The organism is Rhodococcus sp. NCIMB 12038, from assembly GCF_002165735.1.
Taxonomy (GTDB): Bacteria; Actinomycetota; Actinomycetes; order Mycobacteriales; family Mycobacteriaceae; genus Rhodococcus_F.
In genome coordinates this window covers 14,274-28,736 of the sequence record NZ_NHML01000029.1, presented here as the reverse complement: position 1 = coordinate 28,736, position 14,463 = coordinate 14,274, and the positions used below count along the sequence as shown (strand labels likewise).

At 67.6% G+C, this 14,463-nt stretch carries 14 protein-coding genes; 3 read left to right on the top strand and 11 right to left on the bottom strand.

Annotated features, from left to right (window positions below):
• The first annotated feature begins 45 nt into the window (after positions 1–45).
• The gene (locus CA951_RS32835; protein ID WP_087560851.1) at positions 46–468 is read left to right on the top strand and encodes a hypothetical protein; all 423 of its coding nucleotides are present in this window, start codon (positions 46–48) and stop codon (positions 466–468) included.
• A 1-nt stretch (position 469) separates the two neighbouring features.
• Here the strand turns inward: CA951_RS32835 and CA951_RS32830 are convergent, their stop codons facing one another.
• Positions 470–1,249 (bottom strand): DUF899 domain-containing protein, encoded by a 780-nt coding sequence (locus tag CA951_RS32830; RefSeq protein ID WP_087560850.1) that lies wholly within the window; start codon positions 1,247–1,249, stop codon positions 470–472.
• A 94-nt stretch (positions 1,250–1,343) separates the two neighbouring features.
• Positions 1,344–3,497, bottom strand: a complete 2,154-nt coding sequence (helR, locus tag CA951_RS32825; protein ID WP_087560909.1) for an RNA polymerase recycling motor ATPase HelR — start codon at positions 3,495–3,497, stop codon at positions 1,344–1,346.
• Positions 3,498–3,925: 428 nt separating this feature from the next.
• Between helR and CA951_RS32820 the strand changes: the two genes are divergently transcribed.
• Positions 3,926–4,354: a nitroreductase/quinone reductase family protein gene (locus CA951_RS32820; protein ID WP_087560849.1), complete on the top strand. Its 429-nt coding sequence runs from the start codon at positions 3,926–3,928 to the stop codon at positions 4,352–4,354.
• 296 nt (positions 4,355–4,650) lie between these two features.
• Here the strand turns inward: CA951_RS32820 and CA951_RS32815 are convergent, their stop codons facing one another.
• Genes CA951_RS32815 through CA951_RS32795 form a run of 6 tightly spaced genes read right to left on the bottom strand, consistent with a single transcriptional unit; the run spans position 4,651 to position 10,177 of the window.
• Positions 4,651–6,000 carry an MFS transporter gene (locus CA951_RS32815; protein WP_256974193.1) on the bottom strand — a complete coding sequence of 450 codons (1,350 nt, stop codon included), beginning with the start codon at positions 5,998–6,000 and terminating at the stop codon, positions 4,651–4,653.
• Complete coding sequence (locus tag CA951_RS44625; RefSeq protein ID WP_256974192.1) at positions 5,997–6,131, bottom strand: hypothetical protein; 135 nt, start codon at positions 6,129–6,131, stop codon at positions 5,997–5,999. The genes CA951_RS32815 and CA951_RS44625 overlap by 4 nt, the downstream gene beginning before the upstream one ends.
• A 20-nt stretch (positions 6,132–6,151) precedes the next feature.
• On the bottom strand, positions 6,152–6,439 hold the full coding sequence (locus CA951_RS32810) for a WhiB family transcriptional regulator (protein WP_087560848.1): 288 nt from the start codon (positions 6,437–6,439) through the stop codon (positions 6,152–6,154).
• 20 nt (positions 6,440–6,459) lie between these two features.
• Positions 6,460–7,959: a pyruvate kinase gene (pyk, locus tag CA951_RS32805; protein ID WP_087560847.1), complete on the bottom strand. Its 1,500-nt coding sequence runs from the start codon at positions 7,957–7,959 to the stop codon at positions 6,460–6,462.
• A gap of 25 nt (positions 7,960–7,984) precedes the next feature.
• Complete coding sequence (locus tag CA951_RS32800; protein ID WP_087560846.1) at positions 7,985–9,355, bottom strand: L-fuculokinase; 1,371 nt, start codon at positions 9,353–9,355, stop codon at positions 7,985–7,987.
• 39 nt (positions 9,356–9,394) lie between these two features.
• Entirely contained in the window at positions 9,395–10,177 is a 783-nt protein-coding gene (locus CA951_RS32795) for a class I fructose-bisphosphate aldolase (RefSeq protein WP_087560845.1), read from the bottom strand.
• Positions 10,178–10,385: 208 nt separating this feature from the next.
• Between CA951_RS32795 and CA951_RS32790 the strand changes: the two genes are divergently transcribed.
• A complete protein-coding gene (locus tag CA951_RS32790) occupies positions 10,386–11,159 on the top strand; it encodes a GntR family transcriptional regulator (protein ID WP_179220398.1) in 774 nt (257 codons plus the stop codon).
• A gap of 55 nt (positions 11,160–11,214) precedes the next feature.
• On the opposite strand, the gene dhaL is transcribed toward CA951_RS32790, so the two are convergent.
• The 3 genes from dhaL to CA951_RS32775 form a co-directional block, all read right to left on the bottom strand.
• The gene (gene dhaL, locus CA951_RS44620) at positions 11,215–11,910 is read right to left on the bottom strand and encodes a dihydroxyacetone kinase subunit DhaL (RefSeq protein ID WP_256974191.1); all 696 of its coding nucleotides are present in this window, start codon (positions 11,908–11,910) and stop codon (positions 11,215–11,217) included.
• A gap of 12 nt (positions 11,911–11,922) precedes the next feature.
• A complete protein-coding gene (locus tag CA951_RS44615; RefSeq protein ID WP_087560843.1) occupies positions 11,923–12,927 on the bottom strand; it encodes a dihydroxyacetone kinase subunit DhaK in 1,005 nt (334 codons plus the stop codon).
• Between the two features lie 160 nt (positions 12,928–13,087).
• The gene (locus CA951_RS32775) at positions 13,088–14,461 is read right to left on the bottom strand and encodes an MFS transporter (RefSeq protein ID WP_087560842.1); all 1,374 of its coding nucleotides are present in this window, start codon (positions 14,459–14,461) and stop codon (positions 13,088–13,090) included.
• Positions 14,462–14,463: the final 2 nt, after the last annotated feature.

Here is a 14,463-nt window from a genome sequence, read left to right as displayed (position 1 = left end):
CGCTGTTCCCGATAGGAGACGGCCCCGGCCGGGTACCTTCGTGGCATGGGTGACGAGGCAATCGACCCCGTGACGGCGTATGAAGCGCTCTCCGCCGGCGCGCGCCTCGCCCTGCTGCGAGACCCCGAAGGCATCATGCCGCCGCAGTTCATCGGGCAGGTGATGGCCGTGTGCGGGGGCTCGTGCGTCGCGGGTATCACCGGGGGACCCGATCCGATTCCGCAGATGGCGATGCTCCAGGGGCCGCTCTCGGAGTACCTCGCCCAATGCCGGTGCGTGCTCGACTCGTGGTGGAATTCGTTGACACCGCGAGCCCGGGCGGGCATCAGGTGCCGCGAGGCGGTACCCGAATCGCTGGCACTGCAGCTGCCCAAGCACATTCCGTGGACTGCGGTGTCCACGCCCGGTTCTCACCTGCTGGTGCGCGACTACCTGGAATTGCAGGCGACGGGGTACGAACTGATGTAGTTCAGTCGGAGACCTTCTCTCCTGAGATCGTGTCCGGTTCGTATTCGTCGTGACGGCGCAGCCAGCTCATGAACGGGTCGTCGCCGCGGCGCGGTTCCGGTTCCCAGTCCTCCTGACGGCCGCGAGCGGTGAGGTCGAGCCAGTGATAGGTGCCGACGAGCATGTCGGTGGAGCGCGCGTAGCCGGAATAGGTGTGGAAGACGCGCTCACCCTGGCGGAGGAAGGCACTGACGCCGTGCTCCTCGCCGGACCAGCCCTTCCACGCCGGGTCCATGCGCTCGAGCTCCGCCGCGTCTTTGTAGTTGTATTCGACCGGCGCGACCGACGCGTCGATAGTGACATGGAAGTCGTAGTTGAAGTCGCTGCCGAGCGAGGAGTACCACGGGACCGTCCAGCCCATGCGCTGCCGGTACTGCTCGAGCTTGTGCAGGGGTGCGCGCGACACGGCCGCGAACGAGGTGTCCCGGGCGTAGAGGTGGTGGAGGTCGCCGACGTTGTCCAACGTGAACGTGCAGGACGGGCATCCTTCGTCGGCGTCGGGTTCGAACATGAAGTGGTAGATCAGGAGTTGGCCGCGGCCGTCGAACAGATCGACGAGCCGGGCCCGGCCCCCGGGACCGTCGAACTCGTAGTTCTCGGTGATTTCGACCATCGGTAGCGCGCGCCGGGCGGCGTTGACCCGGTCGCGGTGGCGGGTCAGTTCCTTCTCCTGTGCGAGCAGTTCGCGCCGCGCGACGAGCCATTGCTCGCGGGTGGTGACCTGTGGATCGGACGCTGTCATCGTTCGTCTCCTCTCGTAGGGCACCTTCATCGTCCCAGCCCGCGCTCGGCGGCGGCTACCCCGTTTCCGCCGCCGATCGGTGCGGTCTCCGACGTCAGCGGCTGGTGAGGACGACGAGTTGCTGGGTTGCCCGGGTCATGGCGACGTAGCGGTCGACGGCTCCCTCGATGCCCTCGCCGAACGATTCCGGGTCGACGAGGACGACGAGGTCGAACTCGAGCCCCTTCGACAGTTCCGGTGTCAGCGACCGGATGCGGGACGTCGGCCGGAACGTCGGATCGCCTATGAAGCAGGCGATTCCGTCGGAGTTCGACGCCAGCCAGGTGTCCAGGATCGAGCGCAGGTCCGACACCGGGCCGTGGACGACGGGGATGCCGCTGCTGCGGATGGACGTCGGCACGTTGGCGTCCGGCAGCGCGGCCCGGATCACCGGTTCGGCTTCCGTCATGACCTCTTCCGGCGTCCGGTAGTTGATGCTCAGCGCGGCCAGGTCGATCCGGTCCAACCCGATCCGCTCGAGCCGTTCGCGCCACGACTCCGTGAACCCGTGCCGGGCCTGGGCACGGTCGCCGACGATGGTGAAGCTGCGGGACGGGCAGCGCAGCAGCAGCATCTGCCACTCCGCGTCCGTGAGTTCCTGAGCCTCGTCCACCACGACGTGCGCGAACGGCCCGGCCAGCAGGTCGGGGTCGGCGCTGGGCAGGGCGGTCTCGTCGACCAGGGACTGCTGCAGGTCCTGGCCGCGCAGCATCGACATGACGAGCATTTCGGAGTCGTCGGCCGCGATCAGGTCGTCGACGACGGTGCTCATCCGCGCGCGTTCGGCGGCGACGGTGGCGTTGTACCGACGCTGCCGAAGCGACGCCTCCGGGTCTCCCAGCCGCTGCCGTGCCGCGTCGAGGAGCGGCAGGTCGGACACCGTCCAATTCTTGGCGTCCGCGCGCTGCAGTGCCCGAACCTCGTCGGGGCTGAGCCAGGGCGCGCACTTGCGCAGGTAGGCGGGCACCGACCACAGGTCTCCCACGAGATCCGCGGCCTCGATCATCGTCCACGCGTTGTCGAGCGTCGCGCGCAATTCGTCGTTCTGCAGCAACGACTTCCGAACCTGGTCCGCGGGGGCATCACCGTCGTACTTGTCCACCAGGATCGTGAGCAGCAGCTCCCAGATCTGTTCGCGCGCTTCGTTGTGCGGCGTACCGGGCTCCGGCGCTTCGAACGCCTCGGCCCAGTCTTCGGCGCTCAACCAGATGTCGGACCAGTCGGTCGCGACCGTCATGCCCTTGGCGGGCGGCTCCTCGTAGAACTTCACGGCCGCGTCGATCGCCCTCACCAGATCCGCCGACGACTTCAGCCGCGCCACCTCCGGATCCTTCTCCAGCCGGGCGGTCGCACCCTCGGTGACGAGGTCCCGCAGCGTGCAGAGCTGCACACCCTCCTCGCCGAGGCTGGGCAGCACGTCGGCGACGTACGCCAGGTAGGGCTCGTGCGGGCCGACGAACAGCACGCCGTGGCGGAGCCGGGGATCGGAGTACAGCAGGTACGCGGCGCGGTGCAGCGCGACGACGGTCTTGCCCGTACCCGGGCCGCCGTCGACGACGAGGGCGCCGCCGGATCCCGCGCGGATGATGGCGTCCTGATCGGCCGCGATGGTGCCGAGCACGTCACGCATCCGGGCCGACCGGTTGCTGCCCAGGCTGGCGATGAACGCGGACTGGTCGTCCAGCGCGGCGTTCCCTTCGAACCCGTCCGAGGTGAACACCTCGTCCCAGTAGTCGCTGACCCGGCCGCGGGTCCAGCGGTATCTGCGGCGGCTGGCCAGGCCCATCGGGTTGGCGTGGGTGGCGCCGAAGAACGGCTCGGCCGCGGGGGAGCGCCAGTCGACCAGCAGTTGATTGCCCGCGCTGTCCATGAGCCCGAGGCGTCCGATGTACACGGGCTCGGCATCGTCGGCATCGACGATGCGCCCGAGGCACAGGTCCAGGCCGAATCGGCGCAGGGCACGCAGTTGGGCGCCCAGGTCGTGAACCATCATGTCCCGCTCCATCGCCTCCTGACCGAGACGTCGGGGCGCCTTGCGCTCGGAGTCGATGCGGCGGGACAGGTCGGCGATGGACTGCTCGAGGCTCTCCTCGATCGCCGCGAAGTGCCGCTCGTCGCCGGCGATCAGCGCCGGATCGGCCTTGGCCGCGAGGTGGTCCGGAAGGTCGAAAGCGCCGACGGTAAGGGGTCTCGCGTCAACAGCTCCGATCCGAGTTGGGTGATGTGGATTCAGATTTTCGGCGCGCACTCACGACTCCCATTTCCGCAGGTTCCGGCTCAGGCCGGTAATTCTGCGACACCACCCGGGCCTTGCCGCAAGCCCCCGGGTGCGCTATACATTGAAAGTGGAAGAGAGTTGTTCTCCTTCCACTCTTCCCACTCCTCGTCCGATTCGGATCGACATACCCCTGTACGCAGTAAATCCTCGTCGATTCGACGTGGGCAAGGCTCGCCCAGATGTTCGCGACCCGCATGCGCGCGTTCGGAAGCCGAATCAGTCAGACTGTCAGTACATTTGACGGTGGTAAGCGTGCAGCCGCTGGAGGTTCGGCCCGGAATGAGACAGGAATCCAACACCGCGCCGGGCGACCAGAGAATCTGACCGCACCCTGCACCGGACGAGGAGAGGTTATTACGATGAGCAGTCCCCAAGACTGGAACACGAACGTCATCGCCGAATTCCGAGCGAACCAGGGCCGAGTGGGCGGCCCGTTCGAGGGTGCTCCGATGGTGCTGGTGCATCATCGGGGTCGTAAGACCGGGCGCGAGCTGGTGAGCCCGATGATGTATTTGCCGGACGAGCAAGACCGGGACACGATCTATGTCTTCGCTTCCAAGGCCGGCGCACCGACAAATCCCGACTGGTACTACAACCTCGTCACCGCAGGTCAGGCAGACATCGAACGTGGTACCGAGCAGTACCCTGTGGTCGTCGGCGAGGTGACCGGTGACGAGCGGGATCGGATCTTCGCCGAGCAGGCTCGTAGGTATCCGGGCTTTGCCGGATACGCTGAGAAAACACTGGGCGTTCGGACGATTCCCGTGCTGGCACTGCGCCGCTCGTGAGAGCGATCGGGCACTGAGCTGCCGGGAAGTCCCTGGTGGCCCTGGCGCCACCGCGCCTGCACTACCTCCGCAGGCGGTAGAGCAACGGCGCGTTCTGCGAGGCGATGTTCTCAGCAGATCCCTTCTTCGCCCGAATCAGGTGTAGTCAAGATGTCGATCCCGAATTACTGGACCGTGTGGTTGTCCATTGGGATCACATCGGTTTCGCCGTCCTGATAGACAACCAGCCAGCAGTCGCGATCGTCGAACGGCACGGTCATCAGGATCTGCGCCCATTGCCCGGTGCGGTAGCCGTTTCAGTGGTTCTCGGCGGCCGTGCGGTTTGTGGGAGTATCGCTTCCTTGGCCGTCGCGCTGAGCACCCTGGACTTCGGCAACATGGTGTGCCGATCCCGGGTCGCTGGGTGTGCGGAGGACGTAGGTGACCGCGGCTGCGGCGAGGTACAGTCCCGCGAACGTCCAGATGAGCACCGGCATGTGTGCCGCTCCGCCGAGCAGCCCGGCGAGTGCGGGGCCGACGAAGGCGGACAACCCTGCGGCGAGTGTGTAGACCGCCAGTGCGCTGCCGCGGTCGTCGGGGGTGACCATGGACGGCACCAACGCGGTCAGGGGCACGAACCCGGCGAGCCCGATCCCGAACACCGCCCAGCAGAGGATCACCACGAGCACGTTGGGACCGACCCACAGTGGCACGTAGTAGAGTAGGACGATGCCCACTGCGCACATGACGCAGCCGAACCACGTGACGGTGCGCCGCCAGCCGAAGTGGTCTCCGATGATTCCGAACATCAGGTTCGCGAAGATGTTTGCCGTGTAGACCACGGTGACGATGGCCAGGTAGGTGCTCTGCGAGAACCCGATCTGGTCGATGAAGAACAGGGGTGCGACGACGAACAGCGCGAAGTTTGGGGCGGTGTTGACGAGCCGGACGAACGCACCTGCGGCGACGCGCTTGTCTCGCCAGAGGATGGTAAGTCCTTTGAGCATTTCCCCGCCGGCGCTCTCGGTGCCGGAGGGACCCGCGTAGGTTCGGTCACGAACTCCGAACAGTGCGATCGCGGCGCCGGCCACGACCAGAGCGGTGCCCAGCCAGAAGGTGGGGTATTCGCCGATGAGAGGGATTGCGCCACTGGCGATCAGCGATCCCAAGGTCGGCAGTCCGGCGCCGAAGGCGAACCAGAACCAGCCCACCGAGCTGCCGCGCTGGCGTGCCGGCGTGGCCAGGTTGATCCAGACCAGGAATGCGTAGGCGAAGAACGGGTAGCCGATACCACGCGCCGCGTACGCCGAGATGGAGATCCAGTGATTGTCCATCGCGATGCCCGGGACCAGGAACACGATTTCGAGTGCCACCCAGGTCGCCGCGCCGATCCACATCACCCGGCGGGGGCCGATGATCGCGGAGAGGGTGCCGGCAAGCCAGGATCCGACGGTGACGAAGATCCCGTACATGCTGATGGTGAAGGCCGTGGTGGACTCCGAATAGCCCTCGGTGTGGATCAGAAACGGCGAGAGGTAATTCGATTCGACGCCGTCGCCGATCATGAACAACAGCAGTCCGAGGAATCCGAACGCGAGTGACGGCGGCATGCCGAGGCGGTCGACCAGGCGGGCCACTGCACTCCGCCCGGTCGCGGCCCCGCTCACAGCGCGTCCTCGGTGGCCGAAGCCCCCGCATGGCTGCCGGAGCGTCCGGCGAGGATGTCGTCGACTCGGGACGTGAATGTCGATTCGGTGGGGACCGCATGATGCGGTTCACCGTGCAATACGAGTTGCATTGCGTTACCTCGTTTCTCAGTCAGTAGTGCTGATCGGTCGCTTCGCGCAGCTCGGATTCGGACAGCCCACCCCAGATGCCGTAGGGCTCGACAACTGTGAGTGCATGGGCGCGGCAACTGTCGATGACGGGGCAGTGCCGGCAGATGAACTTCGCGACACGGATGCGTCTTTCCCGGGCGGGGCCCCGTTCGCGTTCGGGGTGGAAGAAGATCGAAGAACTCATGCCGCGGCATGCGGCATTCTTCTGCCAGTCCCACCAGTCGGTGAGTGGGGTGAACGACCGGGTGTCAGGTCGCGACAGAGCCATGGAGCTTTCTTTCTCAGCTGTCAGCGTGCGGCGAAATCGTCGGTGCCGATGCGGTGTACATGGATCAGGTTGGTGGATCCGACGGTGTGGGGCGGTGAGCCGGCGACGATCACGACGAGGTCGCCGGCGCTGTAACGGCCCAGTGCGAGCAGGGCGGTGTCGACTTGGCGGATCATCTCGTCGGTCGACGTGACGGGATCGACGAGGAACGGTTCGGTTCCCCAGGTCAGGGCGAGTTGCCGCCTGACTTCCGGCACGGGCGTGAACGCGAGCAGCGGTAGCGGAGTGTGGAGCCGGGCGAGTCTGCGGACGGTGTCGCCGGATTGGGTGAAGGCCACCAGGGCCTTGGCGCCCAGTCGTTCGCCGACGTCGCGGGCGGCGAAGGAGATCACGCCGCCCTTGGTGCGCGGGGTGTGGGTGAGGGCGGGGACACGGGTGGATTCGCGTTCGACGGCGGCGAGGATTCGGCCCATCGTGCGGACCGTGTCGATCGGGTACTTTCCGACCGAGGTCTCCCCGGAGAGCATGACCGCGTCGGCGCCGTCGAGGACGGCGTTGGCGACGTCGGAGGCTTCGGCGCGGGTGGGCCGGGAGTTCTCGATCATCGATTCGAGCATCTGCGTCGCCACGATCACCGGGCGGGCGTTCTCGCGGGCCAGTTGCACCACCCGCTTCTGCACGAGCGGCACCTGCTCGAGGGGAAGCTCGACCCCGAGATCGCCGCGGGCGACCATGATTGCGTCGAATGCGGTCACGATGTCGTCGAGATTCTCGACAGCTTCGGGTTTTTCGATCTTCGCGATAACCGGAACGCGTCTTCCGACTCGGTCCATCACGGCATGAACCAGGTCGAGGTCCGCCGCGGACCGCACGAAGGACAGCGCGACCAGGTCGACCCCGAGGCGCAGGGCGAACTCGAGGTCGGCGATGTCCTTGTCGGACAGCGCAGGAACGGAGACGTTCATCCCGGGCAGCGACAAACCCTTGTTGTTCGACACCGGTCCGCCCTCGGCGACGGTGCAGATGATGTCGGGGCCATCCACCGAGGTTACGGCGAGGGCAAGTTTGCCGTCATCGACGAGGAGGCGGTCGCCGGGGCGGGCGTCGTCGGCGAGGTGAGCGTAAGTGGTGGAGACGCGGTCGTGGTCGCCGGGGCAGTCCTCGACGGTGATGCGCACTGTCTCACCCGGTTTCCACACCACCGCGCCGTCGGCGAACCGGCCGAGGCGGATCTTCGGACCTTGCAGATCGGCGAGGATACCCACCGGCTTCCCGGTGGCGTCCGCGGCGGCACGCACTCGCCGGTAGTTGGCCTCGTGATCGGCATGGTTGCCGTGGGAGAAGTTCAAGCGGGCGACGTCCATCCCGGACTCGACCAACTCCTGCACCTTCTCGTCGGTGCCGACCGCGGGACCCAGGGTGCACACGATCTTCGCGCGGCGAGGAGAGAACAGGGAACTGACATCGATCGGGTTCGACTCGGGGACGGCACCGGGGGATCGGTCGGCGGTGAGGGTCATGAGGTTCCTCGTCAGTTGGTCGGCGTCAGGCCGGTGAGCCGGCTGGGGCCAGGGTTTGGGGGTGCGCGGTGATGCCCAACGCGATCGCGGGCTCGGCAGTCCAGCCGACGGCGTCGGCCGCGAGCAGTGCTGCTGCGGTGGCGGTGACCTGGGGTTCGGGGATGACGGTGAGGTCGCGGCCGGTGACGATCTTCTTGGCCTGCACCCATCCGGGGGATCGGGACCAGCCGCCGGCCGCGTAGAGGGGTGGTTGTCCCGGCAGGCAGGCTGCGACGGTGTCCTGGGCGTGGGCACCGAGGCGGGCGAGTGCTCCCAGGACCGCGGAGGCGCGCGAGAGCGGTGAGGTGGGAGCGTCGGGGGCGTAGCGAGGCGCTTCACCGCCGCGGCCGCCGGGGATGAACACGCTCTCGTACAGATAGGCGTCGGGTGTGGTGTCGCCGGTGATCAGCTCGTGTAGCCGGTCGGCGACGGCTTGGTCCTGGTAGGCCCATTCGACGTTGCGGGCGAGTTCCTCCACCGACAGCACCGTGGTTCCGGGAGAGCAGATTCCGGGTGCCACGTCCAGGTCGTCGCTGCGGGGGATGTCGGCCGCGGGAGCCTGGGCGACGACGACCTCGGCGGTGCCCATCGAGTCGAGGACGGCGCCGGGATGCATCGCATGCACGGCCCAGCCGCCGATGGGATGATCGTGCCCGCCGGCGACGACCACGGCGTCGGGATCGAGGACACCCGCGGCGGTCAGGCGGCCGGCGACGAAGCCGCCGATGACCTCGCCGGCCCGGCGTATCGGTGGCAGCAGTGCGGCGGTGCCGATCGTGGCGGCCACCCGGCCGTCGACCCACCCGCGGGTGTGACCGTCCCAGGCGGCGGTGCGGGCGGCGAGGGTGTCGCTGAAGAACGGGGTGCCGGTCCACACGCTCGCCGGGTAGTCGGTGAGCGCGATCCAGGAGCGGGCGTGGGAGGTGCCCGGTTGGTCGAGGGCCCACCGCCAGCCGACGAGGGTACGGGCGGCGTCGTCGGCGGTGCACAGGCCCTCGTGCGGTCCGATCCGGTTGGTCAGGTCCGCGAATACGTCGGTGCGTCGGGGATCGAACCAGGCCAGGGCCGGGGTGATCGGGGCCAGGGTGTCGTCGACGAGCACGCCGTCCTCACCGACGCCGGCCACGCTGACCGCGTGCACCCGGTAGGTGTCCGCGCAGATGTCGAGGATCATCTCCTCGATCGCGAACAACAGGTGCTGTGCGTCGACGGACGGGTCGACCGCTCCCCGGGGGGTGGTGCGTCGTCGCCTGGCGACGACCGCCCCCTGGGGAGTGAGCGCTACGACCTTGGTGTTGGTGCTGCCGATGTCGACCCCGCACACCACTGGTGAGCGCTCGCTGCGGTCTCTCGTCATGTGTCCTGTCCTCGTTGTCGTGCCGGGCGGATTACCCGATCAGGCAGAGAAGCTCACGTTCCGGGTCAGAGCCGCGATCTCCTTGAGCACGCTCTCGCCCTCGCTGCGCTCGCGCTGCCAGATGTTGCGGCCGACGATGATGCCGCGGGCACCGGCGCGCAGGGTCTGCCCGATCGCGTCGACGGTCTCGGAGACCTCGCCCGCGAGCGGGCCGCCGGCGATGACCAGGGGAACGCCGAGTTCCTCGACCAGGCGCGCGGTGCGCTCCTCACCGGGGAAGGCGATCTTGATGATGTGTGCGCCGAGGTCGTAGGCGATGCGGGCGACCTTCTCCTCTTCGACGACAACCTCTTCGGTGCGGGGTGCGCCCATGATCACCGGCTCGAGGACGAGGGGGATGTCCCACGCGTCGCAGGCGGTGACGACCTTGCCGACGCGGGCGCACATCGCAGCCTGCTCGGAACGGGACATGTTCCACGGGAACAGCATCTTCACCGCGTCGACGCCCATCCGCACGGCTTCTTCGACGGTGGTGATCAGCTCGTGGGACCCGCCGCCGTCGAGGTTGGTGACGTCGTAGTAGGTGTCGATGGTCAGCACGCGGCTCAGGTGCGGGTGCTCGGCGAAGAACTTCTCGGTCTGCTTGACCTGCCCCGGCGTCATCATGAAGCCGGTGACGTCGGACTCGGCCCAATCGGCGAACGGCGCCGAGGGGGTCTCGAGGCCCTTGATGCGATTGAAGATCAGCCCGTGATCGACCGGCATGATGATCGCCGCCCGATCGTTCGGGAGCGTACGGCGCATCCGGTATTCCATGCTCATCGTCGGTCCACTTTCCTTAGGAGTTCTGTTGCTGTACGGACTGTACGTACAGTTAGTACTGTATGGCCTGAGTCACAAAGTTGCAAGAGGTTGTGCTCGACCGGGGACCGGACGTCGTCCTCGGAGATGTCCGTACAGGACATATGATCCAGACAGGAATGACGCCGCGGCGGCCGGTCGCGGGAACTTGGACGGCGGAGGGAGCCACGTGAGCGTCGAGAGTGCGATCGACCGCCAGTCGGAGGTCCCGTACTACCAGCAGCTCGCGCAGGTGCTGGAGCAGCGGATCTCATCCGGGGCCATCGCCCGCGGCGCCCGGTTACCCAGTGAGCAAGACCTGTGCAACGAGTTCGGCCTGTCCCGGGCCACGGTGCGTCAGGCGTTGCAGCATCTCGAATCCCGTGGTGTCGCCCAGCGCATTCCCAAGCGTGGAGTGTTCGCCAGCGAGGCCGTCGACGGAACCGGCTGGGTGATCCAGGGCAAGGAAGGCTTCCTCGAAAACGCGATCGGGCACCAGCACCGGACGGTGAGCACCGAGGTGCTCCGGTCCGGTGCCACCGCCCTGCCGGCGGACGTGTGCCGAGCCCTCCAACTGCCGGAAGGGTCGACCGGGTTCGAGCTGGTCCGGGTGCGTTCCCTCGACGGCAAGCCGGCGTTGTTCAGCACCAACTACAGTCCCCCAGTTCTGATTCCGGTGTTGGCCGGAGCCGCCGACGTCCTCACCGGACACGCATCGCTGAGCACGCTGCTGTCGAGTGCAGGCTTCGCACTCGGTGGCGCCCACCGGCTCATCCAGGCGAAACATCCGACGGTGGAGATCGCCGACTCCCTGGAGATCGACCCGAACGAACCGATGCTGTGCATCCGGTCGACGTCGTGGACCGCCGAGGGTCAGCGCTACGACGTGTACGACACCTGGGTGCGCAGCGATGTGATTCCGCTCGAAGTCAACGTCCGCACAGTCGATCTCGGCAGCCGCTGAGAAACCGCCCTCACCGCCGCCCGGGGGTCGAGACCGGGCGGCGGTAACGGCGCGGTCAGTGCGTCCAGGCGGTGTCGACGGGCCCGTCTTGCCCTGCCACCGCGGCGGCCGCGCACTGGATCATCAGGGCCACCGCGACCGCGCCGGGATCGAGCACGCCGCGGGCGACCTCTCCGACGTAGGACGCGCGGCCGCGACGGGCCACGATGTCTCGGGTGGTCAGGGCACCGCCCTGCGCCGCCTCGGCCGAGGCGTTCAGGGCGCGGACCGGGTCCACGCCGGCGGCCGCCTGTTCGCTCAGCTTCTGCGCGGCCGGCACGAGCGCGTCGACCATGGTTTTGTGCCCGACCTGCGCCTTCCCGTACCGCTGCACGGTCGCCACCGCCGCGGCGAGTCCGTCAGCGAGTTCGGTCAGGGTCGGGGAGTCCCCGGCGGCGCATCGGGCGATGTCCCGGAAGAACATGCCGAACAACGGCCCACTGGTACCGCCGGTGCCCAGGAACCCGCGCGAGACGGCGGTAAGCCAGGCGGTGAACGTCTGCGGCGACGTCGCGGCGATCTCGTCCTGCACCCGGGTGAACGCGGAAGTGAGGTTGGTGCCGAAATCGCCGTCGCCGGCCTGGCGGTCGAGTTCACCGAGGGAGGTGGCAGCACCACCACCGGGCGAGGTGCCCAGCACCGTCGTCAGCATCGCGGCCACCCATCGGGGTGCGAAAGTCGTCGGCAGTGCCGTCGTGGTCGTCGAGGTCATGTGGTGGTCTCCTTACCAACTCAGCGCAGGGGTACGCACCGGTGCGTCCCACAGCTTCAGCAGATCGGGGTCGGCGGGGGTGAGGGTGACCGAGAAGCCGTGCATGTCGAGCGAGGTCACGTAGGTGCCGACGAGTGTGCGGGCGACGGTGATCCCGTGTGCGCCCAGCAGTTGGTGCACGCTGCGGGCGGCGATCGACAGTTCCAGTGGGTAGGCGCCACCGAGCCCGTTGACGATGGCCAGCACCGCGGAGCCGCGCCCGAGCCCGAGGTCGTCGACGAGCGGGTCGACCAGCAACTCGGCGAGCTCGTCCGCGGAGGCGAAACGCACGCGATCGATGCCGCGTTCACCGTGGATACCGACGCCGAGTTCGACTTCGTCGGCCCCGAGGTCGAATGCCGGACGGTCCTGGCCGGGGTGGGTGCCCGCCTGCAGGGCGAGACTCATCGTGCGGGACGTGCGGGCGACGCGGCGAGCGGCATCGGCCACCTCGGTCAGCGAGCCGCCGAGTTCGGCGCGGGCGCCGGCGACCTTCTCGACCGCGACCACCGCCGCGGTACCGCGGCGGCCAGGCCCGTCCCCGTCCCCGTCGTCGGTGTCGGTGGCGAGGTCGTCGTCGACCACCACTATCTCGGTGTCGACTGCATGATCGCCGGCCAGCTCACCGGCGATGGTGAAGTTCAGGACGTCGCCGGTGTAGTTCTTGACGATCTGCAGAACTCCTCGACCGCTGTCGGCGGCCAGGGTGCCCTCGTGGACCTGCAGGGCAGTGGGGCTGGCGAAGACTGCGCCGGGGACGGCGACGTCGAGCATGCCGCGGCCGACGAACCCGGCGTGCAACGGCTCGTGGCCGGAGCCGCCGCCGGAGACGAGGCCGACCTTGTCGCGGGCCGGAGTGGCCCGCAGGATCAGCTGACGGTCCGTGTCGTAGGACACCAGGTCCGGGTAACACAACTGCATTCCTTCGAGCGCCTCTGTGACGGCTGCGCCTGGATCGTTGATGATCTGCCGTTTCATCGCGGCGGGGCTCCTTCGAGATCGAGAACTAGGGTGCCTGATCAGTGCGACGCTGTGCGCGTGACCGTCTCGGGCGGGGTGTGTCGTGGAATGCCGGGCCGCCCCCTGCGGAGGAGGCCCGGCTGTCTCAGGGGGACAGCGTGGCCGGAGTGGTTACCGGCTACCGGCTGCCGTCCCGGGCCACGGCATCGCCGTGGTTGTCGTGGTTGTCGTGGTGGTCGATGACGTGGTGCGTTTCGACGTCCAGGTCGCTCAGACTCAGGCCCTTCTCGACGATTTCCTGCGACTCGGGCGGCAGGGTCAGCCAGTGCACGCACAGGGCGGCGACCACGTACAGCGCGGCGAAGACGACGGTGACACCGCCAGCGCCGATCAGGTCGAGGAAGACCGCGACGATCAGCGGCCCGACGAAGGTGGCGGCACCGGCACCGAGGTTGAGCACGGCGATCGCGTTGCCCTTCTTCTCGGGGGCCATCAGTGACATCAGCACCGAGATGGGGGTGAATCCGGCGAGGGTGATGCCGAACAGTGCGGCGCACAGTGCGGCCACCCAGTACGCGCCGAAGGTCTGCGGCAGGAAGTACAGCAGCAGGCTGCTGACCGCGCAGCCGAGGCAGCCGAAGATCCGGAGGGTCCGGTGCCAGCCGATCTTGTCGCTGACGATGCCGAAGATCAGGTTGGCGAAGATATTGGAGGCGCCGACGATGAACACCAGGCGCAGCCAGCCACTGGTGCCGAAGCCGAGTTCGTCGGAGAAGATCTTCGGCAGGAACACCAGGAACCCGAATTGTGGTGCGGTATTGATGATTCGGATAACGCACCCGAGCCCGACCCGCGGGTTCTGGAAGGCGATCGCGATGCTCGCGACGAGGCTCTGACCGGTGGTGGTCGAGTGTGGGGCCAGCCGGTCACCGCCGGCGACGCGGCGCAGTCCGAGCAGGGCCAGCAGGCCGCCGGCGATCACGATACCGAACGACAACCACAGGGTGGTGTACTCGCCGATGATGGGCTCGGTGCCACTGGCGAGCAGTGAACCGAGGGTGGGCAGGCCGCCGGTGAAGGCGAAGTAGAACCAGCCGACGGCCGAGCCCAGCCGGCGGGCGGGACTGGCGGCGAGCACCCACACCAGGAAGCCGTATGCGAACAGGGGGTATCCCAGACCGCGAATGCCGTAGCAGATCAGCATCAGCACGTAGTTCTCGGTGCCCAGGGCGACGGCGAGGAACAGAACCTCGAAGACGCCCCAGATCGCCAGACCGAGCCACATCACACGGCGCGGTCCCCACGTCTCCGACAGTGCCCCCGACAGCCAGGATCCGAGGGTCACCATCAGGCCGTAGACGCTGATGACGATCGCGGCCCGAGAGTCGCTGCCGGCACCGTGATCCGCCAGATACGGTGCGATGTAGCCGGATTCGACGCCGTCGCCGATCATGAAGAACAGCAGGCCGACGAAGCCGAGGAACAACGTCGGGGGAAGGCCGATCCGTTCGATGAACGAGGCGAATCTGCCTTCGGAGATTTGATGTTGCATCG

Coding starts and splice junctions, on each gene's coding strand:
- CA951_RS44625 (WP_256974192.1), bottom strand. CDS start 6,131: ATGCAACTCGTATTGCACGGTGAACCGCATCATGCGGTCCCCACCGAA.
- CA951_RS32775 (WP_087560842.1), bottom strand. CDS start 14,461: ATGCAACATCAAATCTCCGAAGGCAGATTCGCCTCGTTCATCGAACGG.
- CA951_RS44615 (WP_087560843.1), bottom strand. CDS start 12,927: ATGAAACGGCAGATCATCAACGATCCAGGCGCAGCCGTCACAGAGGCG.
- CA951_RS32830 (WP_087560850.1), bottom strand. CDS start 1,249: ATGACAGCGTCCGATCCACAGGTCACCACCCGCGAGCAATGGCTCGTC.
- CA951_RS32800 (WP_087560846.1), bottom strand. CDS start 9,355: ATGACGAGAGACCGCAGCGAGCGCTCACCAGTGGTGTGCGGGGTCGAC.
- CA951_RS32835 (WP_087560851.1), top strand. CDS start 46: ATGGGTGACGAGGCAATCGACCCCGTGACGGCGTATGAAGCGCTCTCC.
- CA951_RS32795 (WP_087560845.1), bottom strand. CDS start 10,177: ATGAGCATGGAATACCGGATGCGCCGTACGCTCCCGAACGATCGGGCG.
- CA951_RS32810 (WP_087560848.1), bottom strand. CDS start 6,439: ATGGCTCTGTCGCGACCTGACACCCGGTCGTTCACCCCACTCACCGAC.
- pyk (WP_087560847.1), bottom strand. CDS start 7,959: ATGACCCTCACCGCCGACCGATCCCCCGGTGCCGTCCCCGAGTCGAAC.
- CA951_RS32820 (WP_087560849.1), top strand. CDS start 3,926: ATGAGCAGTCCCCAAGACTGGAACACGAACGTCATCGCCGAATTCCGA.
- dhaL (WP_256974191.1), bottom strand. CDS start 11,910: ATGACCTCGACGACCACGACGGCACTGCCGACGACTTTCGCACCCCGA.